We start from the raw sequence: 25652 nt of genomic DNA on the forward strand, positions 1-25652 counted from the left end.
GGCGCGGCTGTCTCCGCCAAGCTTTCGTTGACAGGGGGCGCCCTGCGCCAGCTTTTGATCGGCCCCGCCTTCCGGGCAAACGGAAGCATCAGCGTCAAAAACCTTTCCGACATTCTGGCTTCCATGATTCCCATTATCTTTACCGGCCTTGCCACCTGCGTCATGTTCTCGGCCAACCAGTTTAACCTTGGCGCGGAGGGCGGCGTCATGCTGGGCGCCTTTACAGGTGCGCTGGCTGCCATTTATCTGGATCTGCCCGCGGGGCTTTTGCCCGTGGTGTGTGTGCTGATTGCGGCGGCCTCCGTGGGCGTGATGATGCTGATTCCCGCCGTGCTGAAGGCAAAGCTTGGCGTCAGCGAAATGGTGAACTCCCTGATGCTGAACTACGTGGTGATGTACCTCATCAAATATCTGCTGAACACCTATCTGGCCGACAAAAGCAAGGGGCAGATCCAGTCTTATCCCTTTCAGGCAGGGGCCGCGATTCCCCAGCTGGTGGACAACGGGTCCAAGCTATCCTGGGGCTTTGTGGTGGCGCTGGCCTTCGTGGTAATCACCGCGCTGTTCATGTACCGTACCCGTTGGGGCTATGCCATCCGCATGATCGGCATCAATCAGGACTTTGCCATGTATTCCGGCATGAAGGTGGGCGGCATTGTGATTCTCTCGCAGGTGCTGGGCGGCGTTCTGGCGGGCATGGGCGGCAGCATTGAGATGCTGGGCCGCTATACCACCTTCTCCTGGGGCGCTCTGCCAGGATATGGCTGGACCGGTATCACCGTGGCGATTCTCGCCGGAAACAACCCGGCCTTTGTCCCTCTTGCGGCCTTCTTCATGGCATATCTCAACAAGGGCTGTAACCTGATGTCCACCTATTCCGGCGTTCCCGCCCAGTTGATCGACATTATTCAGGCGTTGATTTTCCTGTTCTTCGCGGCGGAGCAGTTCCTCTCCCGCTACCGCCAGAAACTGGTGGTTCGCAACACGCAGGCGGAACTGGCCGCAAAGGCAAATCCCGCGGAAGGGAGCGTGAAGTAATATGCTTCTGGAACGTATTTTTACCATGGATTTCTTTTTCTCCGTCCTGCGCATCACTGCCCCCATTCTCTTCGCTACGCTGGGCGCGGTCATCGGAGAAAAGGCCGGCATTTCCAACATCGGCCTTGAGGGCATCATGATGATTTCAGCACTCTTCGGCTCGCTCACCGCTTATTGGAGCGGAAGCTGGTTTGTGGGCGTGCTGCTGGCTCTGCTGATCGGGATTCTGGTGTCCCTGCTGATGGGCTTTTTCTCTTTCAACCTGAAAACCGACATCATTCTCACCGGTGTGGCCGTGAACATGATCGGCTCGGGCGGCACGCTGTTTCTGGTGAAGGTCATCACTCAGCTCACCGAGGGCTCCGCCATGGCCTCCACCACCTCCCTGATTACCAAAAGCCTTCAGACGCCCTCCGTCAACATTCCGCTTTTGAAGGACATCCCCATTCTGGGCGGCATTCTCTCCGGACACAGCGTGTTGACCTATCTTGCCTTTTTGCTGGTGTTCCTCACTTGGGTCATGCTGTATCGGACCCCGCTGGGCCTGAACATCCGCTCTGTGGGTGAAAATCCCAACGCGGCGGCCTCTGTGGGCGTCAGCGTGCTGCGCATCCGGTATATTGCCATCGGCTTCTCCGGGGCCATGGCGGGCCTTGGCGGCGCGTATATGTCCATGTACTACGCCATGGGCTGGTCTCAGGACATGGTGGCAGGCCGGGGCTTTATCGCCCTCGCGGCGCAGGCCATGGGCGCGGGCGAGCCTTTCGGGGCCATGCTGGCGGCGCTGGTCTTTGGTCTTGCCCAGGCGCTGGGCATCAAGGTTTCGTCTCTGGGAGCGGACTCCAATCTTGTCTCCCCCATTCCCTATCTCGTGACCATTCTGGGGCTTGTGATCTTTGCTCTGGTGGCCCGGAGCCGCACGCGGCATCGTCATTCTGCCGCCGCGTTGGCCTCCACCGCCGGAAAGTAAGCTGCACACAGCCCATCTGAAAGGAAACTGCATATGAACAGTCCGAAGAAACGCCCTGTGATTCTGGACGGCGACCCCGGCCACGACGACGCCATGGCTTGGATGCTGGCACAGGCCAGCCCGGAGCTTGACATTCTGGCCGTCACTTCCGCCGCTGGGAACCAGACCATTGAGAAAACCACCTTTAACGCCCGGCGGGTGTGCGCCTTGCTGGGGATTACCGCGCCCATCGCCATGGGCCTGCCCGCTCCGCTGCTATGCGACCCTATCACCGCCGGGAATATCCACGGGCAGACGGGGCTGGACGGTCCCAGTCTCCCTCGACCGGAAGACCCGCTCTCTCCCCTGAGCGCAGTGGAACTGATGGCAAAGGTCCTGCGGGAAAGTCCCGATCCCGTGACCATCATTGCCACCGGCCCGGAGACGAATGTTGCCGCCCTGCTGCTGTCTCATCCGGAGCTGAAATCCAAGATTGCTCAGATTTCTGTCATGGGCGGCGGACTGGGCTTCGGCAACTGGACCCCGGCGGCGGAATTCAACATTCTGGCGGACCCGGAGGCGGCGGAAATTGTCTTTTCCTCCGGGCTTCCCCTTTTGATGTCCGGACTGGACGTAACGGAACAGGCCCTGATTTTCCCCGAGGATTTTGAGCGCATCCGGGCCGTTGGCAATCAGGTGGCCGGCGTGGTGGCAGACTGGCTGGAGTTCTTTTTCAAGTTCCACAGGGACCTTGGTTATCAGGGCGCCCCCGTCCACGACGCGGTGGCCGTGGCGGCTCTGTTGCACCCGGAGGTGTTTACCATTCAGGAGATGTACGTGGGCATTGAAACCGGTGGAGAATACTGCCGGGGCGCAACAGTAGGCGACCCGCAGGGGAAGCTTCGCCATGCGCCCAATGCCCGTTGTGTCCTGAACCTTCAGCGTGAAAAGTTTGTGGACCTAATGGCCGAGGCCGTAAAAGCCTACGACGGACGGGAGGTTGCGGTATGAATAAAATCCCTGTCTGGTTTGATACCGATTTGGGTGTGGACGACGCGGTGGCCCTGCTGGTGCTGGCGCGGCTGCCCCAATTGGAACTAAAGGGCATTTCCGCCGTGGCGGGCAATGCAGAATTACATCGGACCTTTGAAAACGCCCGGAATGTCTGCCATCTGGCGGGTATTGAGGCACCCGTTTATCCCGGCACGAAGCAGCCCCTGTTCGTCCCGCTGCACACCGCCCCTCTGGTCCACGGCGTAAACGGCGTGGGTGAGGTGGAGCTTCCCCCCTCTCCGGCAATCAGGGAAACCAAACCCGCGTGGGATGCGCTGTACGAGGCGGCAGAAGCCGCCGACGGCGAGCTTCAGGTCGTGGCGGTAGGCCCCTTGACCAATCTTGCCATTGCTTTGGGCAAGTACCCCAAGCTGAAAACCCTTTTAAAGCGCATTCTTATCATGGGCGGCGCGGCGCGGGGCGGCAATGTCACTCCAGCGGCGGAGTTTAACATCTACGGCGATCCCCATGCCGCGCAGGCGGTCTTCCGCTCCGGTATTTCCGTAGTCATGTGCGGACTGGACGTGACCATGCAGGCCTATCTCACTCCTGAGGAAGTGGAGGGGATTGGCGCACACGGCACGCCGGTGTGCCGCTTCGTCCGGGAGAGCAACCAGTTGGCCCTGAGCTTCTTTGAGCGGCTCAACGGCCCCGGCCTCTGCTGCCACGACACTTGCCCCGTGCTGTTTCTGGCCTGTCCGGACCTGTTTTCTGGAGAGACGGCAGGCGTTTATGTGGAAACCCGGGGGAATCTCACGTTGGGCAAAACCGTCACGGATTTGTGGAGCGACAGACAATTCCCCCAGCAAAACGTCTTCGTGGTGCTGGATGTGGACCGGGACAGCTTTGCCGCAAAGATTCGGGAACTGCTGCTGCAATACTGAGGGCCACATTGGAATATTACAAGGCGGCTTTTGGGAGACTCCAAAGGCCGCCTGTTTTACGTCAAATTCCCTGTAAACGAACTCTCTCAATAAAAAACGGAGCGGTGTGCTTAAAGCACACCGCTCCGTATTTTGAGTAATTCAGTCATTCTAAAAGCGCACGAATGCGAGTTTCAGAATTCTTACTTCTCCTCAACCTCGATAACAGCGCCGGAACCAACGGTACGGCCACCCTCACGGATAGCGAAACGCAGGCCCTTCTCGATAGCGATCGGGGTGATCAGCTCCACATCCATCTCCACGTTGTCGCCGGGCATGCACATCTCAACGCCCTCGGGCAGGGAGATGACGCCGGTCACGTCGGTGGTACGGAAGTAGAACTGGGGACGATAGTTGTTGAAGAAGGGGGTGTGACGGCCGCCCTCGTCCTTGCTCAGAACGTAGACCTGACCCTTGAACTTGGTGTGAGGATGAATGGAGTTGGGCTTCGCCAGAACCTGGCCGCGCTCAATGCCATTACGGTCCACGCCGCGCAGCAGCACGCCGATGTTGTCGCCAGCCTCAGCGTAATCCAGCAGCTTGTGGAACATCTCGATGCCGGTGACGACGGTCTTGCGCTTCTCTTCCGCCATGCCGACGATCTCGACTTCCTCGCTCAGCTTCAGCATACCGCGCTCCACACGGCCGGTGGCCACGGTGCCGCGGCCGGAGATGGTGAACACGTCCTCGACGGGCATCAGGAAGGGCATGTTCTCCTTGCGCTCGGGGGTGGGGATATAGTCGTCAACCGCGTCCATCAGCTCCTTGATGCAAGCATACTCAGGAGCGGCGGGATCGGTGGACTCGCAAACCAACGCGTTCAGCGCGGAGCCCTTGATAATGGGCAGATCGTCGCCGGGGAACTCGTACTTGCTCAGCAGCTCGCGGACTTCCATCTCCACCAGTTCCAGCAGCTCGGCGTCGTCCACCTGATCGCACTTGTTCAGGAACACGACGATGGCGGGCACGCCCACCTGACGGGCCAGCAGAATGTGCTCGCGGGTCTGAGCCATGGGGCCGTCGGAAGCGGCGATAACCAGAATTGCACCGTCCATCTGGGCAGCGCCGGTAATCATGTTCTTGATATAGTCGGCGTGGCCCGGGCAGTCAACGTGAGCATAGTGACGCTTATCGGTCTCATACTCCACGTGAGCGGTGTTGATGGTAATGCCGCGCTCCTTCTCTTCGGGAGCCTTATCAATGGAATCATAGGCCTCAAACTTGGCCTTGCCCTGCAGGGACAGCCACTTGGTAATAGCGGCGGTGAGGGTAGTCTTGCCATGGTCAACGTGACCGATGGTACCAATGTTTACATGGGGTTTGGTTCTCTCAAATTTCTGCTTAGCCATTTGATGATCCTCCTGTCAATTTCAAAAATCCTTGCGGGCAGCGCAGTTATATTCAGTGCTCCCCATTTTACAGTAAAATGCGGGGAAAATCAATCCCCAATTATTCAGCCTTGTTCCCGTTGCGGGTGGCCACAATCTTGTCCCGGATGTTCTTCGGGATTTCGACATAGTGGCTGGGCTCCATGGTATACTGACCACGGCCCTGTGTGCGGGAGCGCAGGTCGGTGGCATAGCCGAACATTTCAGCCAGAGGCACATGGGCGTCAATCTGCTGGGCGCCGGGACGGGCTTCCAGCTTGATGATCTGGCCACGGCGGCTGTTCAAATCGCCGATGACGTCGCCCATATACTCGTCGGGCACGGTGACGGAAACCTTCATGATGGGTTCCTGAAGGGTGGGGTCAGCCTTGCGGCAGGCCTCTTTGAAGCCCATGGAACCGGCGATCTTAAACGCCATTTCGGAGGAGTCCACCTCGTGGTAAGAGCCGTCATACAGCGTAACCTTCACGTCCACCACGGGGAAGCCGGCCAACACGCCGCCGTTCAAAGCGCCCTGAATACCGGAATCGACCGCAGGGATATACTCCTTGGGGATCGCGCCGCCCACGATGGCGTTGACAAACTCATAGCCCTTGCCAGACTCGTTGGGCTCCACACGGAGCTTGACGTGACCGTACTGGCCCTTGCCGCCGGACTGGCGGGCATACTTGGTGTCCTGCTCCACCTTTTTCTTGATGGTTTCCTTGTAAGCCACCTGAGGTGCGCCCACGTTGGCTTCCACCTTGAATTCGCGAAGCATACGGTCCACGATGATGTCCAGATGCAGCTCGCCCATGCCGGCGATAATGGTCTGCCCTGTCTCATCGTCGGTCCATGTCTTGAAGGTGGGGTCCTCCTCCGCCAGCTTGATCAGCGCCATGGTCATCTTTTCCTGACCGGCCTTGGTCTTGGGCTCGATGGCCACGCGGATAACGGGCTCGGGGAACTCCATGGACTCCAGAATGATGGGAGCCTTTTCGTCGCACAGGGTATCGCCGGTGGTGGTATTCTTCAGGCCCACAGCGGCTTCAATGTCGCCTGCGAAGACCTCATCAATATCCTCCCGGTGATTGGCGTGCATCTGCAAAATGCGGCCGATGCGCTCTCTCTGGTTCTTGGTGCTGTTCAGCACGGAGGAACCGGTGGTCAGATGCCCGGAATAGACCCGGAAAAAGCTCAGGCGGCCCACATAGGGGTCGGTCATGATCTTAAACGCCAGGGCGGAGAAGGGCTCGTCGTCGCTGGGCTTGCGGTCTTCCTCCGCCTCGGTCTTGGGATTCACGCCCTTGATAGCGGGAATGTCCACAGGAGAGGGCATATAGTCCACAATCGCGTCCAGCAGCTTCTGCACGCCCTTGTTTTTATAGGACGTGCCGCAGGTGACGGGAATCATCTCATTGCTGACGGTGGCCGTGCGGATTGCCGCGCGGATCTTCTGCGCGGAAACCTCTTCGCCGCCAAGATAAGCTTCCATGATGGAGTCGTCAAACATGGACACCGCGTCCATCAGCTTCTCCCGGTACTCATTGGCAAGATCAGTCATGTCGGCGGGGATCTCCTCCTCGCGCATGTCCTTGCCCTGATCGTCGTAATACACGTCCGCTTTCATGTCCACCAGATCGATGATGCCCTTAAAGGTATCCTCGCTGCCGATGGGAAGCTGGATGGGGACGGCGTTGCACTTGAGCCGATCCTCCACCATCCGCAGAACGTTGTAGAAATCCGCACCCATGATATCCATCTTATTGACGTAAATCATGCGGGGAACCTTGTAGGTGTCAGCCTGCCGCCACACGGTTTCGGACTGAGGCTCCACGCCGCCCTTGGCGCAAAGCACCGTCACAGAACCGTCCAGCACGCGCAAAGAGCGTTCCACTTCCACGGTGAAATCCACATGGCCCGGGGTGTCGATAATGTTGATGCGGGTATCGGGGAACTGGCTCTTAGAGCCCTTCCAGTGGCAGGTGGTGGCAGCGGACGTAATCGTGATGCCACGCTCCTGCTCCTGCGCCATCCAGTCCATGGTGGCAGTGCCGTCATGGGTCTCACCGATCTTGTAATTCACACCGGTGTAGAACAGGATGCGCTCTGTGGTGGTGGTTTTACCCGCGTCGATATGGGCCATGATGCCGATGTTACGGGTGTTTTCGAGCGAGTTTTTTCTCGGCATAGTCTTTCTCCTTAATAGCGGAAATGCGCAAACGCCTTGTTGGCCTCGGCAGCCTTGTGGACTTCCTCGCGCTTCTTGACGGCGGCGCCGGTGTTGTTGGATGCGTCCGTGATCTCATTGGCCAGGCGCTCCGCCATGGTGCGCTCCCCGCGGGAGCGGGCATAGGCGGTGAGCCACCGCAGACCCAGGGTCTGACGGCGGGCGGGACGAACCTCCAGGGGCACCTGATAGGTGGCGCCGCCCACGCGGCGGGCCTTGACCTCCAGGCTGGGCATGATGTTCTCCATGGCCTGAGTGAACACTTCAACGGGGTCCTTGTCGGTCTTCTCCTTGATCTGGTCGAAGGCCGTGTAGACCACCTTCTGGGCTACGCCCTTCTTACCGTCCAGCATCACGCTGTTGACCAGCTTGGTCACCAGAATGGAGCCGTAAACGGGATCGGGCAAAACCTCTCTTTTGGGAACGTTACCTCTTCTCGGCACGATGCTTCCCTCCTTCATAATAATATGATGTCATAGGTACTCAAAAGGCATCTCTGCCTTCCGTGAATGCCCGCCAAAGAGGTGATCTATATAAACCTATTCGGCAAAGCTTTCAGTGAGTTGTCCTTACTTGGACTTGGGCCGCTTGGCGCCGTACTTGGAACGGGACTGCATACGGCCGGAAACGCCCTGCGCATCCAGAGTACCGCGGACAATGTGGTACCGAACGCCGGGGAGATCCTTCACGCGGCCGCCGCGAATCATGACGACGGAGTGCTCCTGCAGGGAGTGACCCACGCCGGGGATATAAGCGGTGACCTCGTAGCCGTTGGTCAGACGAACACGGGCGATCTTACGCAGAGCGGAGTTGGGCTTCTTGGGGGTAGCCGTTCTCACAGCGGTGCAAACGCCTCTCTTCTGGGGGGAGGGCAGATCGGTGCTCCGGTTCTTCAGGGTGTTCAGGCCAAACTGCAGCGCGGGGGATGCAGACTTGTAGCTGGACTGCTCCCGTCCTTTACGGACCAGTTGGTTAAAAGTAGGCATACTGTTCTCCTTTCTTGTCAAATAGGTTGACTGTAAAACGCACAGCCTTTATTTTTTGCGGAAAGCCGGTAAGCTATTCCGAAAAAACCGAAATGTTCCATCCTATTTCAAAAGGACGGCTACGGCGGCGCCCACGCTGATGCGGCAGGCGGCGCCAAGCTGCGCCATGGTGTGCTTCCCTTCAACGGGGACGCCCATCTCTTCGCAGCTTTTTGCAAGGGCCTCCAGCAACGCCGGGTCGGCATCGCAGGCCAGAAACGCCTTTGCGGCCTGTCCCTGCGCAATGGCCCTGTGGGACTGCTTCACGCCCACGACTCTGGATTTTCCTGTCAGTTCCTCCAGCACGGGGTTCTCCCTCACATTCGCATGGCAAAATTCGCGGAATATCCGCGCAGAATGGAATTATATCATGACTTTTTGCCGCAGTCAAGCATTTGTTCCCAGTATTTCCTTTCCGGCGGACCTTTTTCGCGCACAAATCTCCATCTGTCTTTTTCAGGCAAAAATCCCCGGAACCAAGCGGTTCCGGGGATCTCTCGAAAAATCAACGCTTGGAGAACTGAGGTGCGCGGCGGGCGGCCTTGAGACCGTACTTCTTGCGCTCCTTCATGCGGGGATCGCGGGTCAGGAAGCCGGCCTTCTTCAGGATGGGCCGGTTGTCCTCGCTGGCCAGCAGCAGGGCGCGGGCAATGCCATGGCGCAGAGCGCCGGCCTGACCGGACACGCCGCCGCCGGCAACGGTGGCCACAACGTCCATCTTGCCGGTGTTGGAGGTGGACTCCAGCGGCTGACGGACCACCATCTTCAGGGTATCCAGACCGAAATACTCGTCAATGTCCCGGCCATTGATGACAATGGAGCCGGTACCGTTGGGGAACAGGTGAACGCGAGCCACGGAGGACTTTCTCCGGCCTGTGCCGTACAGATAGGGCTTCTTAGACTGATACATTCTGTTCTTCCTCCTTATTCCGCGTCGAGCGCCACGGGCATCTGTGCCTGCTGCTCATGGTTTTCGCCGGCATAGATGTGCAGCCGGGTCAGAGAAGAGCGGCCCACGCTGTTCTTGGGCAGCATGCCCCGGACAGCCTCGCGCATGGCAAGCTCCGGCTTCTCCTGCATCAGGATGCGATAGGGAGTCTCCTTCAGGCCGCCGATCCAGCCGGAATGTCTCCGGTAGATCTTCTGGTTGCCCTTGTCGCCGGTCAGCACCGCCTTGGAGGCGTTGATGATCACCACAAAGTCGCCGCAGTCGGCATGGGGGGTAAAGGTGGTCTTGGTCTTGCCGCGCAGAATGTCGGCAGCGCGGACGGCCGTCTTGCCCAAGGGCTTGCCGGCGGCGTCCAGGATGTACCACTTGCGCTCAATATTGGACGCGTTGGCCATAAAAGTGGACATGTTCTTTCCTCCGTATATGAAATTCTTGATCTTCTTTACAAACCTGAACGATCAGGGTAAAATCAAAGCACGTTTATTTATACCACCCTATTTCGGCAATGTCAACACAAATCTGATTTAGATATATAATACCTTCTATTATCTTCTCTTTTCTCTTAATATCTCTTGAAATCGCTCATTCAATTTTTGATTTTTACAAAAAGAACGGGGGCACTTCTCCGCCCCCGTCTTTCATCAAGCACCTAATTTTAATATGTAGCCGCTAAAGAATCCACTGCACCAGTAACAGAAGAACAAACCCCGGCAGGCCCAGAATCCCCACCACCAGGGCATTCCAGATGTTCAGGCCCAGTGCGATGCCGGTCCACGGGGCTGTCAGCCCAGCAAGATACAACGCGAGAAAGCCCAGAAAGGTGTTGGCCAACAGCTTGACGGCCAGCTTCAACGGCGCCTTGAAAATACGCAGCAGCGCCGCCAGCAGAAACACCGCCAGCACTCCCAGGATGATTTTATGACTTAAGTCCATGTGGCGGCCTCCTCTGTCCGGGTCATCGCCGCCGTGTCGGGGCAGCGGGCCTTGATGGCGCGGATCAGGTAATTGCACCGGGCTTTGGCCGCGCTGATCTGGTAGACGCAGGACTCCACCAGCTCCGGGTCCGTTGCCAGATCGAACTGTCGATATGCCAGAGACAGCTCGCCTTGGGCCGCGCGCAGCTCGCTTTGCAGGACCGACAGCTCAGACTCCTGCACAGGACGCTTGGTAAAGAATACGTTTTTCATATGACTCCCCCGTTTCTTTGCGCACTATATCTTACGGGGAGTTTGGACAATTATTCCAAATTCTATACGGAGGTTTTCATGGAGCACGAGGATTTTATGCGCCGGGCGCTGGCGCTGGCCCGGGAGGCCGCGGAAGCCGGGGAGGTTCCCGTGGGCTGCGTCATTGTCCGGGAGGGCGAAATTGTCGGAGAGGGCCGCAATCGGCGGGAGGAACGCGGCCTTGCCTCCGCCCACGCAGAGATGGACGCCATTGCCGCCGCCAATCGCCGCCTTGGAGACTGGCGGCTGGAGGACTGCTCCCTGTATGTGACGCTGGAGCCCTGCCCCATGTGCGCCGGGGCAATCTTGAATGCCCGGATTGCCAAAGTTTTTTACGGCGCGCGGGACGGGGTCTTTGGTGCCTGCGGCGGGGTAACAAATCTGTTTATGGAGAGCTTTCCCAACCCGCCCGCGCTGGTGGGCGGGATTTTGGCAGAGGAGTGCCGTGCGCTTCTGGCCTCGTTTTTTCAATCTCTCCGGAATGGCGATCACGGCAAATAACGGCTTCTCTTTTTTGTCCGCTTCCATGCATTCCATGAAATAAAGCAGATGGCGCGTTTGCGCCGCCTGCTTTTCTTTTCAGTCCGAATCCCCGAAGGACTTCCCCCAGCCGGAACTCCGCAGACGAAAATTCTCTTGCGATCTTCTCCGTCCTGTATTACCAGATACCCAAGGTCCTTTGCAGCACAAGGCTGACCGCGGTAATACCCACCCAACAGCAGGCTCCCAGGGCCAAAGGCTTCCCTCCGGTTTTAATCAACTCGACGAGATTGCTGTTCAGCCCAATGGCGGCCATTGCCACCACAATAAAAAACTTGCTCAGTTCCTTCACCGGGCCAAAAACCGCCGCCGGAACCCCCATCCGCAGCGCCACGGTGGTGACAACGGAGGCCGCCACGAAGTAGAGAATAAAGAAAGGGAAAATATCCCGGAGCCGCAGGGCCTTCCCCGTGCCCCCGGCAGCCTTTTCCCGGCGGGCGCGCATCAGAGCCAGCACCAGCGTGATGGGAATGATGGCAAGGGTTCTGGTCAGCTTTACAGTCACGGCCTTGTCCAGCGTAGCAGACCCGAGATTCCACATACTGTCCCATGTGGAAGCGGCGGCGGTGACGGAGGAGGTATCGTTGATAGCCGTGCCTGCAAACACGCCGAATGCCTCGCCGGAACCGGTGTCAAAGCCCAACACACTTCCAAGGAGAGGAAACAGTACCGCCGCCAACACATTAAAAAAGAAAATCACCGAGATGGCCTGCGCCACCTCTTTATCGTCCGCGTCGATCACAGGGGCGGTGGCGGCGATGGCGCTGCCGCCGCAGATGGAGGAGCCTACCCCCACTAGCGTGGAGATGTTTCCGGGGATGCGAAGCGCCCTGTGCAGCGCGGCGGCAATCACAAGAGAGGTTGCGATGGTGCACAGGATGATGGGCAGGGACTGCTTCCCCGTCTCGATCACCACCCGCAGATTCATCCCAAAGCCAAGTAAAATCACTGCCCACTGAAGAATCTTTTTGGAGGCAAATTTAATTCCGCTCTCCAAACGGCTCCTGCTTCGCAGGAAAAGCGCGATCACCATTCCCGCCAGAATGGCAATCACCGCCCCGCCCACCACAGGAAACCGCTTGCCCAGCAGCCAGGACGGCGCGGCAATCGCCAGACATAGCAACAGCCCCAGCCCGTTTTTCTTTAAAAATTGCATTGGTCTCTCCTCTTTTCACAAAACTCTCTCGCTATCATACGCCTTCTGAGGCGTAAATTCAAACGTCTTATTTGTTTTTAATTGACGGTAGGAGATTTCATACTTTTGTATGTTTTTTACCAGCAGTACCAATCAAAACAACTAACACTGTGTCGCAACTGTGTAGCGCAAAAGGCGGAGGGGAAATCCCCTCCGCTTTTTAATGCCACGACGCATGGGAGCTTCTTGTGTCCTTCTGTGACAGCCAAGAACGGACGCTCGGGGGCAGGTAGATTTATATTTTTTTCAAATACACAATGTAACAAGCCGCCGCCGAAACCGCAAAGCCTACTGCTATCCGGCCCGCGTCACTTTCTACCCAACCCAAAAACCGCATGCCTGCAGACACTACCACCGCCCCATAGTAAAGCCCCGCCCCGAGTGGAATCGCCCAGCATTCAGGTATTTTTGTACATAAAAGCAAGGCGGCGGATATGCATGGAAACGCAAAGAACATAAGAAACATTGCCCCGCATGACTCGGCGAAGCTGCCTAGAAGAAGTGAGAAAACTCCGCCAAAAAGGAGTGTAAAAGATATAGAGACTAAAACATAAAGTAGCGCCGCTCCTCGTCTGGTGTCCGTAAGCTTCAATATTGATTTAAAAATTTTCACCCAAATTACCACCTTTTTAAAGAAAGCTGATATATGATTAAACTTAGCATACCTTGTCGGGGAGAAAATGGCAAGAGCGCAACTTAAGTTTATGACCCAAAAAGCGGAGGGGAAACCCCCTCCGCCTGTCCTTTATTGATACGGGTTCTTTTTCCACGAGCTGTTGATTAACTTCCACACTGCATCCTTTTGTTCCCTTGACAAACCGCTTGCCTCCAGCGCAGATCTTGCTTCTGCCTGCGAAATACTTCCATTGTCGTTTCCGTCCAATGCCCCTCGTATGCTCATGTAGTTCTCAATAGAAATTCCGGCCTTGACAGCAATTTTTACTTTTTCATAGCTGCTGCCGACTAGAGCTACCCCGTACTTCTCGTGCAGGGCGATGTATTCAGGCGCTGAAACACCGAGATCCCGTTTTGCGGACTGAGCATTGTCAATCCACGTGTCATTCACAGACCCAGTCGTCACGGTTTTGACTGCCTGTGCCTTTGCGTACTGGTACAGTTTGGCAACGTAATCAGCCTTTTCATCGTCTGTCATGGACTTATAATATTCAGCGCTTGTCGCCGCGTTCAAAAGATTGTATTTCTCTTTTCCGAGGGCCACTGCATATTTCAAATACTCACCGGAGGACAGATTTTTTTCCTTTGGGACCTTATCTCCCCCCTGGTCCACAGAATAATTGACCTTAGTTTCGGCCCTCTGCGGGAATACAGACGTGCGCCCGGTTTTATCCGCAATCCGTTGAAGCTCCCTTTCGACGGGTCGTACCTTTACGTCAGAAACGAAGGCCGGGTTAAATACGTTGTTTGCCGTTCTTGCCGCCGCGCTGCCTTGCCCGTCCTCTCGGCCCCATGCGTCAATGTACGGGATTTGGTTGTAATCCACGCCGGGGATTTTGTTTGCAACTTTCCCGAAAAGATATTGTAAATCCGTTGGGACCTTGCTGTTTTTATCAACGTAGGTTGTCTCGCGGACCTTATCGCCCGCCCGCTCAATCTGTCCTAGAGCTGTGGGAAATACCTGCGTCACGTAGCTGGTGAGCGCGGCGGTTATAATGGCTGCGAGGACGTTTTCGCCTCGTTGCTTTGCGTATGCCGCACTTTCCACGACCTCGTTTAGTCCTTGGAGTGTGGTCATTTCAAGCATAGGATCCGAAATACTTTTAATAACAGATGCCGTGTCGTCCAGGCTCAATCCGCCGTCTTCCATCGCGGACTGAAGCTGTGCACCCATAAAAAACGGAACTGCGGCAGGGGCCAGCCAGTCTAACGTTATGGATTTTCCGTTTTTTAAATTTAGCGCATAGCTCTGATACCCGAGAAGCTTGTCAAAATCGCGTTGGTTCTTATCCTCGTCTCCGCCCCCAGTGACCCATCCGGCGCCAGAAGCCAGCATGCCTGCGGCCATCAGAACGGAGCCTGTCATACCGGACGCGATACGGTCGATGCCTTGTGTGAGTTTTGTCGTGTCTCCGCTCTTTGCCCCTCGAATGGTGTCAATCGCGCCCATCACCGCACCAACAGGGGAGTATTCCACGCCGCGCATAAGAATATTTGCTGGGGTCTTCTTGAACGGGAGAACCCCTTCCACAACATACCCGGCGGCTCGCTTGAACTTATTATTGCTGCTTCGCAGCCCGTTGAGACTGGACACCGCTTCGCTAAGCGCGTTCGTGTCGTTAAATGTGTTCCGCAGAGCCTCCTGCGCGGCATAGCTTCTGGCCCGGTTTAAAAGTCCGGGGTCTGCGCTGGAAAGGGACTGCACGCCGTTTGCCTTTAGGTATCCAGCAAGGCTCTGAGTGTAGATAAACTTCTTTGCAATCGTATCTTCCGCTTCCAGCAACGCACTGTTGATTTCGGAGGCCTTATTGATCGCACCCCCGAGGCCCTTATCTTTAAACGCTTTTTGTTCCGATTCAATGTTGTAAAGAGAAGTTTGCCCCTCGACAAATTTGCCCCCGTGGGACAGGAAAGCCTTTGCGTTCGCCCAATCTGCGCGACTCTCTTTCGCAAGCTGACTTGCGGGGGAGACACCGCTGATGGATTTTGTGCGCTCGTATTTCCCCCCACTAACCGCGCTTGCAATTGCGTCCGCAACACCGCCCACGCGGTTTTTTGCAGCCACCGGAACTTGAAAGAGCGTGTTTCCAAGGATATTTCTGATGTGTGTCCGGGGGTTCCCCAGCATGGCCAGATACCGGATCGCGTCAAATTTTGCAGTGAAGGTTCCGGGGACCTGCTCCGCAACGTGCTTGAAAATACTTTCAGCCGCGCCATCCCGCGCCGCGTCATCCTCCGCGTCCACAAAAGCCTCCACGTCCTCCGGATCAATTTCAATGGTGGTGTCGTGCTTTTGGTTGAATGAATCTACCGCTTTTTGAATGGACACAAGTTGCCCCTCAGGGCTGAGTTTGCGGAAAATCGCCTGAGCCTGCATAGCCTGTGCGGCAGTCGTTGAGTTTCGGGTGTACAGGGACAGCAGTTCGGACACATTTGCGGTGTTGCCACTGCGCATAGCCAGAATCAATAGCTGTTGCCCCAGCGTTGTATTGTCCTTGGAAGCCACATTGGATTCAACACTTGCACGGTATTGCTCCAGCGCCCCATCAAAGGTTTTTTCGCGGATGGCATTCTGGGCTTTTGCAACGGCCTTTTCATCCGTAATTGTATCAAATGCCAGCGTTCCGTTTGCAATTTGACTCTCGATCATGCGCACATCAGCGCCGTCAATCGCCTGCGCCCCCATGACGGTCTTCGCACTTTCCGGAACATTGCGGCCCTCAAAGTTAGTTTTCGGAACATCTACCACGCGGGCAGCGTTGGCCCCGTCATCGTGGAAGTTCGCGGCGTCGGTCTGATTTTGCAGTTGGGAATACGGATCAAAACCGGCCTGCGCACTTCCCAAACTGCCATCGGCCCAACTTGCGTCGCCCATAGGCTGGGGAGCCTCTACAAACTCCCCGTTTTCAAGACGCTTTTTGCCTGTAAATATGTCCAAAAGAATATCATTCTTGACATTTGCGTTTGAACTGGGTATACTATTTGTAGCGGAAACCACAGGATCAGGAGGCGTCTCGGACGTAAGCTGCGGGGATTGATTTTCCACGTTCAGCGCCTGAGTGGGATTTCCGCTATTTTCTTTTACATACATCGTGGTAATTTCCATTGTCCTACGACTGCTGTTGTCAAACTGCACCGTAATAACGCGTCCGTTTTGTAATGCTTTGCTGAATATAACACCTTGCTTTCCGGGATTTTTCCCGGATTTTTTAATTTCCCCCGGGATAATAGAATCAGGGGCGGAAATGACTTCCGGGAGCGCGTCGATAGCCCATTGCTCAATCGGCAGATTCCCCCGTTTTGCCTCCAATTCGGCGCTCCCGTGATGGTCAAAAATGTGCTTCACGTCGTCACTCGTGACGATAACATTTCTTTCCCCCACAGAATATCCGAGAATATTGGCTACCTGTGATCTGGACCCTTCCGAGAGTTTACCTAAATACAGCTTTTCAAGCTTTTCCCCCTGATGGCTTTTACGTCCATTTCTCCACTTGTTGAAAAATTCGGACACGCTCGTATCAAACCCAGCTACTAAATTTCGGAACGACTTTCCCTCATGCCTAATCGCCGTGGCCTCCGAGGTGTCATAATTCGTCTTTGCCGATTCCGTTCCGGTGCTGGCTGCTTTTTTACCTGCCAGCGCATCCACAAAAAGCTGCGTGACTGCATCGTTGGGCGCAGCAGTAAAATTACCCGCCGGGGTGCTTTGTGCCGTTCCTGCGGCTTCCTGAGCGGCATTCCCGCGCTTCTGCGTGGCAATCTCCACGCCAGACCCGGCAAGGCCCAAAATGCCGCCCACCAGAGACTCTTGCAAAATCTGCCCAGCATCCCACTCCGGCGTTTCGCCCAGCGTGGCCGCTCTCAAGAGCGGGTCCAGAATCCCCGCCACCGTTTCTTCCGATGCTTCGCTGAGCGTGGATAGCGCGACCCGTCCTGCGGCACTCCCTGTCAATTTGGCCGTCGCTTTTTCAAGGGCCTTATCCAACACGCCCGCGCCAAACATTTTCTTAAACGGGGCCGCTACGTTGAACATCTTCTCTGTGCCCACCTGAAGCGCGGCATTGCTGAGACCATAGGCCGCCTGCTGCCCAAAGGATGCCCCGCTTTGTCGCGCGTCCTGCGTGCTTCCGCCAAAGGCGCGTGCAGCCATAGGAATCAGCGCACTGCCGCCGGTAAGCGCCGCCATGCCAACATCCGCCGCCATCTGCGCCCCGGCCACGCCTACGTCCACAGCCAGCTTTCCAAGCTTGCCCATGCCATTTTTCGCGCGTTCCACATCCTGCATTCCGGAGGCGGTGACGTCACCGGCAAAATCTCTGGCGGCATCCGTGGCCTTTTGCTGAACACCTCCCTGAACAACCCTGTTCATAGCATCGTATTTTCTACGGGCATCCGCAAGAATGTTTCTCTGTGCTTGCAGGTCCACCTCGCCCCACGCGCCGGGACTGCGGGCGTTTTCAGTCTGCATGTCAGAAAGCTCCCGCTGCGCACGGTAAAGGGCGGTTTTATACTCGTTCAGGGTTTGCTGATTCCCCGCGCTCCGAGCATTTTGCCCGGATTGGTACAGCACGCCTGTCATGTCCATCAGACCTCCCGCCGTAGACTTCAACGCACCGCTCACCGTGTCAGCGATGCGGCTTGTGCGGGTCTGCTTTGACAAATCGCTAATCAGCATTTGCGTCACGGGATCGTTGGGGCGAGGGTCGCTGTTTCGCATTTCCTCTTGGACAGACACCGGCTTTTTCTTTGCGGTCTCCGTATCAAACGAATATATTTTGCCGCTATTATTAAATTTAATGTCAAGCTTTGCCATATGTCCCTCCGGTTATATTGAAATACCGATTTCTGCGCAATACTTTCTGAGATCAGATTGCTGCTCGGCATTCAGGTTGTCCCAATTCGCCGCAATGTACGAAGCCGCGTTATCGTTCTTACCGGCATTTTTAAGCCCGGTAATAGTCCGTTTCAACCCGTTATAGTTGGCGATATTCATTCCGCCGGTCGAACCACCCGCATTTAGCTTGTAGTTATACCATGCCTGATCTGCTCCCAGCGTACCTGCGGCTTTGGCGGATGCGGCCCCCCAGTATCCGTCCGCCGTAACACCATAGTAGTTTTGCAGCTGCTTGATCTGAGATGTGCTCAGTCCCCCGTTATCATACGACACGGCATCGCCGCTATTGGATGATTTCTTGACCGACGTAGCCGATACGGTCCCCGTGGATTGCCCCTGCACCGCCGACAATTTCATACTGAGCGCATCGGCAGAAGATATTCCAGCAGTGGTCAGCGTGGCTGCATCCGGCATAACTCCTTGGCTCAACATGGACGCTGCCAGATTGTACGCATACTTCTGCGCGTCGCTCTGCTTGCTATAATCAAATTCCTGCTGCCACTGGTTCTGACTATCTGCGTACTGCTGCAATTGCGTCTGGTACTGCGTTTCCCAGTTATTCTGCGCTTGCTGCGCCGCCTGCGCCGCCACCTGAGCATCCGCTTGCCGCACATACTCCTGATAAAGCGCCTGCGCAAGCTGAGCATTGCCGCTGGCCTGTGCCTGATTGATGGCGGAGTCGTACTGAGACTTTAATTTTTGCGCCGCCAGCGCGTTTTCGCTCAGTGCATCCGCCTCACCCGTGCTGATGGACGAAAGATTTTTTTGCAGCACCGACGAATTAGCAAGCGCCGCCTGCCCAGAAGTGCCCGTATTCAGCCCACGGGTCGCCGCGTATTCGTTAAAAGACTGCTTTGCAATCTCGTTCTGTGCCGCAGCATCGTTTCGTGCAGCACCATACGTCTGTGGAATTTTTGCCGCCTGCGCCGACAAATCTGCCGTGTTCTGATCGTAAGTACTTTTCAGCGCCGCCAACTGGGATGCTGTTTGCGCTGCATACAGGTCTTTTAAATACTGCGTGTAGTCACTTCCCGCAGAAGACGTTCCAGATGAGCTTTGCGTGCTACTAGAGGATGAACTGCCGCCCCCGCTAGAGCTTCCCCCGCCTCCCAGACTTTCTGCGCTGTAATACGTGCCGTCAACAACAACACCCGGACTGTCAGAAGTTTTTGTGCCACTCTTCGCATACCCGTCGCTGTCGTATGATACTGAATACTGCCCTTGCGAAACAGTTTGTCCGGCTTTCGATGTGTCGCGGGACATGTCAGGACCGTTTGTTTTTGCCATTGTCTCCACCTCTCTTGAAAATAAGGGCGGGGCAGTGCCCCGCCCTGTTCGGCTTTACGTATTTACTGGGCCAACGCGCCTCAGTCGCCGTCAGACCTTTGCCGCCATCTTGATAATCAACAGTTCCACGGCCCGCTTTGTCCAGTTCCCAGACTTCCAGCGGTCGGGGCTGTCAATCACTCCAGCGGCTACAAGCCTGTCCACGGCCTTGTCCAGTTCGGATGCCTCCGTATACCCCGGCCAGCCGGGCACGGCCTTCTCACTGCCGCTGCGGCTGTCCCAGCGCGTCCTGACGGCCCGCACATCCACATGGGTGAAGGATTGATACACTCCGATGCCCCCGGCCTTGGGCTGCAAAAACTCTGCGTACTGCGCCACTGCCAGCGGCGGCACGCCGGAAATGGTGATGTCCGCCGCCATGCCCAAAAGATGCTGGGACTTCGGCGCACCGCCCTGCTTGGAGTTCCACGCCGTCGTGCGGTACGCACTGTTGATGGTGACGGGCTTTCCGAAGTGGTCCCGGATTTTCTGGAGCAATGCCACCAGTTCCCCGGAGATCATCACAGTGTCGCTTCCGTCATGGCAGGCAAACTCCGCTACGGTGAAGTTCGCGGACAGCTTCACGCCGCCGCTTTGCCGCTTAGAGTAGCTTTTCACGCTCATTATTACTCCCTGTCGGGCCGTTTGATCGGCTCGCCGGGAATAACTTCCCCATCCACCACCACGCCGGGACTGTGGCTCGTCAGCACCGCCTTTGTGGCGTACCCCAGCTCGTCATAGGTGATTGCAAAGCAGCCCTGCTGCACGGTCTGGCCCGCGTGTTCGGGCTTTCTGCTCATGTCGGGATTGTTCATAATGTACCTCCAAAAATATATTTTCTGCCGCCCTTGCGGCTGGATTACAACTATTTATCTCCGGTCAGCTTGTCCCCCGCGCTGTCCACGGCCTTTTTCCCAGCCTCCAGCGCGGATACCAGCCACCCCGGGACCGGCGCACCGAATGTCACGGCGTGCTCCGCGAGACTGCCCAGCTCCCCGATGATGTACCACACAATTACCAACGGCGCCAGAAGCACGGAATACTCAAATGGCAACGTAATGCCGGGAATATTTGCGACAACCAGCCCGATCAGCCAGTCCGCCACCAGCGTCACTACCACAATCACCACCTCGCCGCCCTTGTGCCACGCACCGGCCCGCAGCTTCGCGCTGCTCCACTTCCCTTTCTTAAAGGCCGCCGCGCTGCCGATCAGCCAGTCCAGCAGCATCATGCCCACCCAGACCACCACCAGCCACCCGAACCAGCCCCAAAAGGCCGTCAGCGCCGCCAGAATTGCGGCAATCGCCGCTTTTGTATTTAACAACGCATTGTGTTCCATTCCCAATTCCCTCTTATTTCAAAAAGTATTGCGGCCTCTTGCCGCCTCTGACGGCGTGCCGCATCCAGTCCAGCAAGATAATCGCGCCAACGGCTTCTCGTCCTGTCATCAGCTCACCACCAAGTAGCATCCACTCTTTTCCAGCATAAATTGTATAGAGGAGGTGCATTAATGGATCATCTTTCCATAGGCATGCAAGCGCCTGACTTTACCGCAGTCACAACATTTGGCCCTATAAAAATGTCTGACTTCAAGGGTAAATGGCTAGTTTTTTTCTCGCATCCCGGCGACTTTACGCCAGTTTGTACCACTGAATTCATTGCTTTTTCAGAAGCACAACAGCAGTTTGCAGATAAGAACACTCAGCTTTTAGGATTGAGCATCGACAGCAATCCATCTCATCTTGCCTGGGTGTACGCGATATACCTGACCACTGGCGTTCAGGTTCCTTTCCCGGTTGTGGCCGACCGCATGGGGGATATTGCTCGAATGTATGGGATGATTGCCCCAGACGTCAGCAAGCAAGAAACCGTACGTAATGTGTTTATTATCGACCCCGATCAGAAAATCCGCGCTATTTTGATCTATCCCCTTACAAATGGCAGGAGTATTCCCGAAATTCTTCGTCTGGTCACAGCTTTGCAAACCAGTGACCAATACCATGTAGTTACGCCAGCAAACTGGCAACCCGGACAGCCTGTTCTAGTCCCTCCACCTCAAACTTATGACGCTCTGCTTTCTCGCCAGAATAATCCACAGAGCGAGGGACTTACCTGTAGAGACTGGTTTTTGTGCGGCAAGGAGCTTCCCGAAAGTTCCGATCATAACTAACCTATTCCGCCCCACTTCGGGGCGGAATTTTTATATTCCTTACAGTATTAACTCCCTCGTAAATCGTATCGCGGCCTCTCGCCCCCCCTAACGGCATACCGCATCCAGTCCAGCCCCACAATCACCGGCCCGGCGGCAAGGCACCACAGGGCCGTAAACTGCGGGCAGACCTGCCCCAGCAGATTCCCCGGCAAATGGGAATAGTCCCACACCTGCCACCCCAGCCACAAATTGACGATGCACCCGGCCAGAAATTCCGCCGCCGTGATGGCAAGGCCACATAAAAGCGCTTGCGCCCAGATGGGGCAATTCCACGGCAGCTCCGCGCCTATCCGCTCCAGCACAAGGCCCAGCAGCAGTGCCAGCACCAGCATGGTCCAGCTAATCCCCTCAGGATGCCCCCGCGCGGTCTTCCACGCCACTTCCATGAGAAAGTACACCGTTCCCACGAAACAGGCCAGTAGTCCGCTTAGAATTACGTCCCCGGACTTATTCATTGCCGCCTCCCATCATGGCGGCAATCTGCGCGTCGCACTGCGTCTGGTACGCCTCCGGTAGCTCTGTATCCCAGTCAACCGCAGCGGCCTCGGTGAGCTTATCCGCATCGGCCAGATCGTGGGCCAGTTGCTCCAACCAGTCAGATCGGATTTTGCAGGAGATGATGTATGCGTACCCTGTCTGAAACAGCTCCATGAATTGCGTTGTCGTATAGACCTCGTGCGTAACCCGGCTACTGTCGTGCCAAAGGGCCTCCGTGGCTCCGGCCCGCACGGCTGCATACTGCGTCTGCAAGTCCCGCTGCTGAATTTCCGTCAGAGTGTAGTGCAGCATCCCCCGCCCCAGCACATCCGCGTCGAATCCTCCTGTGATGGCCTCGGCACAGGCCGCTTTAATGGCCGTGCTGCGCTCCGCCTTAATTTCCGCCGCCGTGGGAGATGCCGCCTCTGGCACGACCCCAGCCGCAATGGAAACAACAATATTATCTTCAACCGTGATATTCACGAACGGAAACGTGTCAGGAACTGCCATATCATCGGGAATAACAGCCCAGCCGTCGGGAACAGGGATTTCAAACCCCAGCGTTTGGTTCCTGTGCGCTCCATTAGACTGGGCCTCAATTTCAATAATTTTCATAAACGTCTCCTTATCCAATGGCGACCCAGTTATACGTAACATTTAGCAGGTTAAATTGTGAGACCGTCCCATCCGAGCCAGTACTATAAATAGATAAGCTTAGTAAATTATCAGTGTCGTTACTACTTCTTAAAAAGGCCAATTGACCCAGGTTCGAGTTTGGGATAAATCCAACAAACTTCCCAATTCCGCTTTGTTTGGGCACTTTCTTGATTGCTTCGATGTTAAGTGTCACGGCAAAGCCAGTATGACCTGCTGATGGCGTGGTTGGATAGTACTCAATAATTAGTATTTTTGCCGCAAATGGAAAATAGATGGTCGTAGGATTGCTTGCTTCAGAAGTGCCAGTCCCAACATATGACCCCGTAGCAATCTTCGCCCGATCCGCAAGTTGCGCCAGCACCGCAGCGGCGCTCCCCGCTGGGTCTGCACCGCATTGTGCCGGAGTGTGGGTATGGCTCGCCACCGCCGCCCCAATCTGTGCAGCCGTTACCCCGTGGGGATTGTCCATGCGTACCGTGTGGGCGTTCAGATTAGCCTGTACCGCCGCCGCGCTGCCGGAGGGGTCCGCACCAACCTGCGCCGCCGTCACGCTGTGGGGATTATCCGTCCGCACCACATGCGCCGTGCTTGTCGCAAGCGTCGTGTTAACGCCCCCGGAAAGCTTTTCCGAAGTGATCGACCCATCCGGAATCTGGCCAAGAACGACACCGGCGGATACCTCATCAACATACTGCTTAGTGGCCGCGTGGAGCGCTGCCGTCGGGGCTCCGCTTAATGTCAGCGGTCCGGTCAGTGTTCCGCCGGTTTTATCAAGCTTTTTAGCGAATAGCGCCGTATGCACTCCCGCTTCGGCGGTGTTATGCTGCAATACTGCCGAGGTGGCCGCTCCTGCCGGGTCACTTGCTGAAATGGCCTCCGCTTTTGCAACATTTGCCTTAGCAGTTGCATCAGACGCAGCTACGCTGACAGCCTCCGCTTTCGCAGTAGCGATAGCCGCCGTTTGGGCCACAGACACAGGCTTGTCGGTATCTGCGGTGTTGTCACAGTTGCCAAGCCCTACCTGCGCCTTGGTCACGGAGTGAGGGTTATCTACCCGCGCTATGTAGGTGTCCAGCGCAGGAACCAGCACACCGTTGAGATACTCTTTGACGGCCTCTCCGCCCTCGTCAAACGTCGCTTTTAACTCAGTGGCTGTCATTCCTCCCACGTCGTTAGGCTCGTCATCCAATGCCTGAATGATCTGCATATTTTTTTCAAATCTGCTCAACGCCATATTGTTTTACCTCACATTACCGGCGGGACTTCTCCCGTTTGGTTGATTTTCCGTTGCAGCTCGTGATTGCCGCGGCCTCCCACCAGCGGGACGCTTTCGCCACCCGACGGTGCACCTTCACCAGAAGCGCCGTCCTGCGACAGTGTCTGCGGCTGCTGCATGGCCTTAATCAGTGCTTCGCGGTCAGTAATGGACCCGGCGGGGAGCCGCTTCAGATAATCCACCGTGGAAATTTTGCCCTGCATCAAAAGGTTATCCAATGTCTGCTGACTTGCAATTTCAGACCAATAGGAGGAATTTCCAACATCCAGCTTGATTTGAAACGGCAGTTTTTTGAGAATAGTGAAGTCAAACGGAACCACCAGTTTGTCCGTGTCGTAGGGGTTGGGAATCTGGACGAACCGGGACCCGTAATACTCACCCATAAACTCCATGTAGATGCGGCCCAAGTCTTCCACACTCTTCAAAAGATTCTGCTTTGTCAACTCCATGGGCGTTGCCGCAGCCCGCTGCAAAGCAATAATTGCGGAGGTGTTATCCGGTCGGGTATCTCCCATCGCCACATCAGAGGCGCCAAGAAACTTCTGTGTGTAACTGACCGCGAGGTCAATAAACTGCGCAATCTGGGGAGAGATAGTAGCCGGGTCCACAATCTTGCTCACGTTCTCAACGGAGCCATTAACCCCAATCGCCGCGCCCACCCGGTTATCCCATTTATTGATTCGCGTCTTGTCGAAGACTACCTTCGGGTACGCCAGTGTCATAAGGGAGATCATGGACATGGCAAACAGCTTGTTTACGAAAATCTGATTGGGAATCAAACCCGTAATCATCGCCTGCCCGTGGTAACAGTCCTGTACGTAATCCCAGTTCATCCAAGTGACCGGATATAGCTTAATGCCGAGATCCCACTCCTCGCGAACCACGCAATCCCGTGTGCACTCATACCCGTGAATATTCCCGGTCTTTTTATCCCGCCACAGCCGGAGCAGCACCGTAACTTTGCCGCCCCCCAGCCGGTCAAGATTGCTGTCGGAGAGATTTTCCTTGTCGTCGGGCAGAATCAAGCTCTCCGCGTCCTCTTCCGAGATATCGTTTGCGATGGCCCTGTCAATGGCCTCATCCACCAGCATTCGCCGGTCGATAATGATAAACGGCTGAGACTGCACATCCCGACTGTTGGGATTCCCGAAGGTAACCTGCGTATTTTGCAAGACCTCCGTGCGGATATCTCCGCGGGCCGTCTGCCCGATATCCGTGTCAGGGTCAAAATAGGTGTACGTGCAGCCATCCGCGTCCACTGCGGCATTTCGGGCAAACTCCCGGACGCAGGAACCAATGCTGTTCATCTCAAAGATATTGGCAAACTGATCGTTAATAATGTCCGTCAGGACTTCCATGGTATGGGGGTCCCTTTCCCCCGTGGACGGCATATTCTCCGCGTGGAGCTTCAGGTTATCCGTGGATACGTTCGCTACGGAGAACAGGACAACCCTCTTTAAAAAATTGAATACGGGGGTTGGAAGACCGTTGGACTTTACCCCCTCCCACTGTTTCCCAATGAAAAAGTTTTCATTGGTCTCAACATTCCGGTACAGCTCAATGTTGTTATTGAAATCCAGCCCCGCGCGGTATTCTTTATACACGTTTTGGGGTGTCGGGCTAAATTTTCTCATGATTCC

26 protein-coding genes are annotated in these 25652 nt (G+C 56.0%); 6 read left to right on the plus strand and 20 right to left on the minus strand.

The annotated features are described in order from the left end of the window. The 4 genes from B2W96_RS06730 to B2W96_RS06745 all read left to right on the plus strand — a co-directional run. On the plus strand, positions 1-1038 hold a 1038-nt coding region (locus B2W96_RS06730; RefSeq protein ID WP_293009518.1), incomplete at its 5' end, for an ABC transporter permease. A 1-nt stretch (position 1039) separates the two neighbouring features. Beyond that, complete coding sequence (locus B2W96_RS06735) at positions 1040-2008, plus strand: ABC transporter permease (RefSeq protein ID WP_293009519.1); 969 nt, start codon at positions 1040-1042, stop codon at positions 2006-2008. 33 nt (positions 2009-2041) lie between these two features. After that, a complete protein-coding gene (locus tag B2W96_RS06740) occupies positions 2042-2998 on the plus strand; it encodes a nucleoside hydrolase (protein ID WP_293009520.1) in 957 nt (318 codons plus the stop codon). Further along, complete coding sequence (locus B2W96_RS06745) at positions 2995-3924, plus strand: nucleoside hydrolase (RefSeq protein ID WP_293009521.1); 930 nt, start codon at positions 2995-2997, stop codon at positions 3922-3924. Before B2W96_RS06740 ends, B2W96_RS06745 begins: the two co-directional genes overlap by 4 nt. A gap of 182 nt (positions 3925-4106) precedes the next feature. Here the strand turns inward: B2W96_RS06745 and tuf are convergent, their stop codons facing one another. From tuf to B2W96_RS06790, 9 genes are all read right to left on the minus strand, one after another. Next, entirely contained in the window at positions 4107-5312 is a 1206-nt protein-coding gene (tuf, locus tag B2W96_RS06750) for an elongation factor Tu (RefSeq protein ID WP_293009522.1), read from the minus strand. A 100-nt stretch (positions 5313-5412) separates the two neighbouring features. Then, positions 5413-7521, minus strand: a complete 2109-nt coding sequence (gene fusA / locus B2W96_RS06755) for an elongation factor G (RefSeq protein WP_293009523.1) — start codon at positions 7519-7521, stop codon at positions 5413-5415. 11 nt (positions 7522-7532) lie between these two features. Then, positions 7533-8003 (minus strand): 30S ribosomal protein S7, encoded by a 471-nt coding sequence (gene rpsG, locus B2W96_RS06760; RefSeq protein WP_293009524.1) that lies wholly within the window; start codon positions 8001-8003, stop codon positions 7533-7535. Positions 8004-8129: 126 nt separating this feature from the next. Then, the gene (rpsL, locus tag B2W96_RS06765) at positions 8130-8546 is read right to left on the minus strand and encodes a 30S ribosomal protein S12 (RefSeq protein ID WP_293009525.1); all 417 of its coding nucleotides are present in this window, start codon (positions 8544-8546) and stop codon (positions 8130-8132) included. Positions 8547-8648: 102 nt separating this feature from the next. After that, entirely contained in the window at positions 8649-8891 is a 243-nt protein-coding gene (locus tag B2W96_RS06770; protein ID WP_293009526.1) for a ribosomal L7Ae/L30e/S12e/Gadd45 family protein, read from the minus strand. A gap of 199 nt (positions 8892-9090) precedes the next feature. Continuing rightward, a complete protein-coding gene (gene rpsI, locus B2W96_RS06775; RefSeq protein ID WP_293009527.1) occupies positions 9091-9495 on the minus strand; it encodes a 30S ribosomal protein S9 in 405 nt (134 codons plus the stop codon). A 14-nt stretch (positions 9496-9509) separates the two neighbouring features. Next, positions 9510-9941, minus strand: coding sequence for a 50S ribosomal protein L13 (gene rplM, locus B2W96_RS06780; protein WP_293009528.1), 432 nt, complete (start codon positions 9939-9941; stop codon positions 9510-9512). 262 nt (positions 9942-10203) lie between these two features. Further along, positions 10204-10467, minus strand: a complete 264-nt coding sequence (locus tag B2W96_RS06785; protein WP_293009529.1) for a pro-sigmaK processing inhibitor BofA family protein — start codon at positions 10465-10467, stop codon at positions 10204-10206. Continuing rightward, positions 10458-10721 carry a DUF2508 family protein gene (locus B2W96_RS06790; protein ID WP_293009530.1) on the minus strand — a complete coding sequence of 88 codons (264 nt, stop codon included), beginning with the start codon at positions 10719-10721 and terminating at the stop codon, positions 10458-10460. The genes B2W96_RS06785 and B2W96_RS06790 overlap by 10 nt, the downstream gene beginning before the upstream one ends. 78 nt (positions 10722-10799) lie before the next feature. Between B2W96_RS06790 and B2W96_RS06795 the strand changes: the two genes are divergently transcribed. Next, positions 10800-11261: a nucleoside deaminase gene (locus tag B2W96_RS06795; RefSeq protein WP_293009531.1), complete on the plus strand. Its 462-nt coding sequence runs from the start codon at positions 10800-10802 to the stop codon at positions 11259-11261. 157 nt (positions 11262-11418) lie between these two features. Here the strand turns inward: B2W96_RS06795 and B2W96_RS06800 are convergent, their stop codons facing one another. The 7 genes from B2W96_RS06800 to B2W96_RS06830 form a co-directional block, all read right to left on the minus strand. Next, positions 11419-12456, minus strand: coding sequence for a YeiH family protein (locus B2W96_RS06800; RefSeq protein ID WP_293009532.1), 1038 nt, complete (start codon positions 12454-12456; stop codon positions 11419-11421). 274 nt (positions 12457-12730) lie between these two features. Beyond that, on the minus strand, positions 12731-13108 hold the full coding sequence (locus B2W96_RS06805) for a hypothetical protein (protein ID WP_293009533.1): 378 nt from the start codon (positions 13106-13108) through the stop codon (positions 12731-12733). A 132-nt stretch (positions 13109-13240) separates the two neighbouring features. Then, positions 13241-17887, minus strand: coding sequence for a hypothetical protein (locus B2W96_RS06810; RefSeq protein ID WP_293009534.1), 4647 nt, complete (start codon positions 17885-17887; stop codon positions 13241-13243). A 108-nt stretch (positions 17888-17995) separates the two neighbouring features. Then, the gene (locus B2W96_RS06815; protein WP_293009535.1) at positions 17996-19351 is read right to left on the minus strand and encodes a hypothetical protein; all 1356 of its coding nucleotides are present in this window, start codon (positions 19349-19351) and stop codon (positions 17996-17998) included. Positions 19352-19441: 90 nt separating this feature from the next. Beyond that, positions 19442-20008: a YcbK family protein gene (locus B2W96_RS06820; protein WP_293009536.1), complete on the minus strand. Its 567-nt coding sequence runs from the start codon at positions 20006-20008 to the stop codon at positions 19442-19444. Positions 20009-20016: 8 nt separating this feature from the next. After that, complete coding sequence (locus B2W96_RS06825) at positions 20017-20205, minus strand: hypothetical protein (protein ID WP_293009537.1); 189 nt, start codon at positions 20203-20205, stop codon at positions 20017-20019. A gap of 50 nt (positions 20206-20255) precedes the next feature. Further along, positions 20256-20729: a phage holin family protein gene (locus B2W96_RS06830; RefSeq protein WP_293009538.1), complete on the minus strand. Its 474-nt coding sequence runs from the start codon at positions 20727-20729 to the stop codon at positions 20256-20258. A gap of 171 nt (positions 20730-20900) precedes the next feature. Between B2W96_RS06830 and B2W96_RS06835 the strand changes: the two genes are divergently transcribed. Next, a complete protein-coding gene (locus B2W96_RS06835; protein WP_293009539.1) occupies positions 20901-21560 on the plus strand; it encodes a peroxiredoxin in 660 nt (219 codons plus the stop codon). A 47-nt stretch (positions 21561-21607) separates the two neighbouring features. Here the strand turns inward: B2W96_RS06835 and B2W96_RS06840 are convergent, their stop codons facing one another. Genes B2W96_RS06840 through B2W96_RS06855 form a run of 4 tightly spaced genes read right to left on the minus strand, consistent with a single transcriptional unit; the run spans position 21608 to position 25646 of the window. Then, positions 21608-22057: a putative ABC transporter permease gene (locus tag B2W96_RS06840; protein ID WP_293009540.1), complete on the minus strand. Its 450-nt coding sequence runs from the start codon at positions 22055-22057 to the stop codon at positions 21608-21610. Further along, a complete protein-coding gene (locus B2W96_RS06845; protein ID WP_293009541.1) occupies positions 22050-22694 on the minus strand; it encodes a hypothetical protein in 645 nt (214 codons plus the stop codon). The genes B2W96_RS06840 and B2W96_RS06845 overlap by 8 nt, the downstream gene beginning before the upstream one ends. Positions 22695-22704: 10 nt before the next feature. Next, positions 22705-23970 carry a hypothetical protein gene (locus B2W96_RS06850; RefSeq protein WP_293009542.1) on the minus strand — a complete coding sequence of 422 codons (1266 nt, stop codon included), beginning with the start codon at positions 23968-23970 and terminating at the stop codon, positions 22705-22707. Positions 23971-23981: 11 nt separating this feature from the next. Beyond that, positions 23982-25646 (minus strand): hypothetical protein, encoded by a 1665-nt coding sequence (locus tag B2W96_RS06855; RefSeq protein WP_293009543.1) that lies wholly within the window; start codon positions 25644-25646, stop codon positions 23982-23984. Between the last annotated feature and the right edge of the window lie 6 nt (positions 25647-25652).

The organism is Oscillibacter sp. UBA6647, assembly GCA_002455655.1.
GTDB lineage: Bacteria > Bacillota > Clostridia > Oscillospirales > Oscillospiraceae > Oscillibacter.

Bases quoted from the DNA above. Each gene is read 5' to 3' on its own strand.
- B2W96_RS06840 (WP_293009540.1), bottom strand. From the start codon at position 22,057: ATGAATAAGTCCGGGGACGTAATTCTAAGCGGACTACTGGCCTGTTTC.
- rpsL (WP_293009525.1), bottom strand. From the start codon at position 8,546: ATGCCTACTTTTAACCAACTGGTCCGTAAAGGACGGGAGCAGTCCAGC.
- B2W96_RS06795 (WP_293009531.1), top strand. From the start codon at position 10,800: ATGGAGCACGAGGATTTTATGCGCCGGGCGCTGGCGCTGGCCCGGGAG.
- B2W96_RS06745 (WP_293009521.1), top strand. From the start codon at position 2,995: ATGAATAAAATCCCTGTCTGGTTTGATACCGATTTGGGTGTGGACGAC.
- B2W96_RS06800 (WP_293009532.1), bottom strand. From the start codon at position 12,456: ATGCAATTTTTAAAGAAAAACGGGCTGGGGCTGTTGCTATGTCTGGCG.
- B2W96_RS06740 (WP_293009520.1), top strand. From the start codon at position 2,042: ATGAACAGTCCGAAGAAACGCCCTGTGATTCTGGACGGCGACCCCGGC.
- B2W96_RS06855 (WP_293009543.1), bottom strand. From the start codon at position 25,646: ATGAGAAAATTTAGCCCGACACCCCAAAACGTGTATAAAGAATACCGC.
- B2W96_RS06825 (WP_293009537.1), bottom strand. From the start codon at position 20,205: ATGAACAATCCCGACATGAGCAGAAAGCCCGAACACGCGGGCCAGACC.
- B2W96_RS06815 (WP_293009535.1), bottom strand. From the start codon at position 19,351: ATGGCAAAAACAAACGGTCCTGACATGTCCCGCGACACATCGAAAGCC.
- B2W96_RS06785 (WP_293009529.1), bottom strand. From the start codon at position 10,467: ATGGACTTAAGTCATAAAATCATCCTGGGAGTGCTGGCGGTGTTTCTG.
- B2W96_RS06735 (WP_293009519.1), top strand. From the start codon at position 1,040: ATGCTTCTGGAACGTATTTTTACCATGGATTTCTTTTTCTCCGTCCTG.
- tuf (WP_293009522.1), bottom strand. From the start codon at position 5,312: ATGGCTAAGCAGAAATTTGAGAGAACCAAACCCCATGTAAACATTGGT.
- rplM (WP_293009528.1), bottom strand. From the start codon at position 9,941: ATGTCCACTTTTATGGCCAACGCGTCCAATATTGAGCGCAAGTGGTAC.
- B2W96_RS06835 (WP_293009539.1), top strand. From the start codon at position 20,901: ATGGATCATCTTTCCATAGGCATGCAAGCGCCTGACTTTACCGCAGTC.
- rpsI (WP_293009527.1), bottom strand. From the start codon at position 9,495: ATGTATCAGTCTAAGAAGCCCTATCTGTACGGCACAGGCCGGAGAAAG.
- B2W96_RS06830 (WP_293009538.1), bottom strand. From the start codon at position 20,729: ATGGAACACAATGCGTTGTTAAATACAAAAGCGGCGATTGCCGCAATT.
- fusA (WP_293009523.1), bottom strand. From the start codon at position 7,521: ATGCCGAGAAAAAACTCGCTCGAAAACACCCGTAACATCGGCATCATG.
- B2W96_RS06790 (WP_293009530.1), bottom strand. From the start codon at position 10,721: ATGAAAAACGTATTCTTTACCAAGCGTCCTGTGCAGGAGTCTGAGCTG.
- B2W96_RS06850 (WP_293009542.1), bottom strand. From the start codon at position 23,970: ATGGCGTTGAGCAGATTTGAAAAAAATATGCAGATCATTCAGGCATTG.
- B2W96_RS06810 (WP_293009534.1), bottom strand. From the start codon at position 17,887: ATGCGAAACAGCGACCCTCGCCCCAACGATCCCGTGACGCAAATGCTG.
- B2W96_RS06845 (WP_293009541.1), bottom strand. From the start codon at position 22,694: ATGAAAATTATTGAAATTGAGGCCCAGTCTAATGGAGCGCACAGGAAC.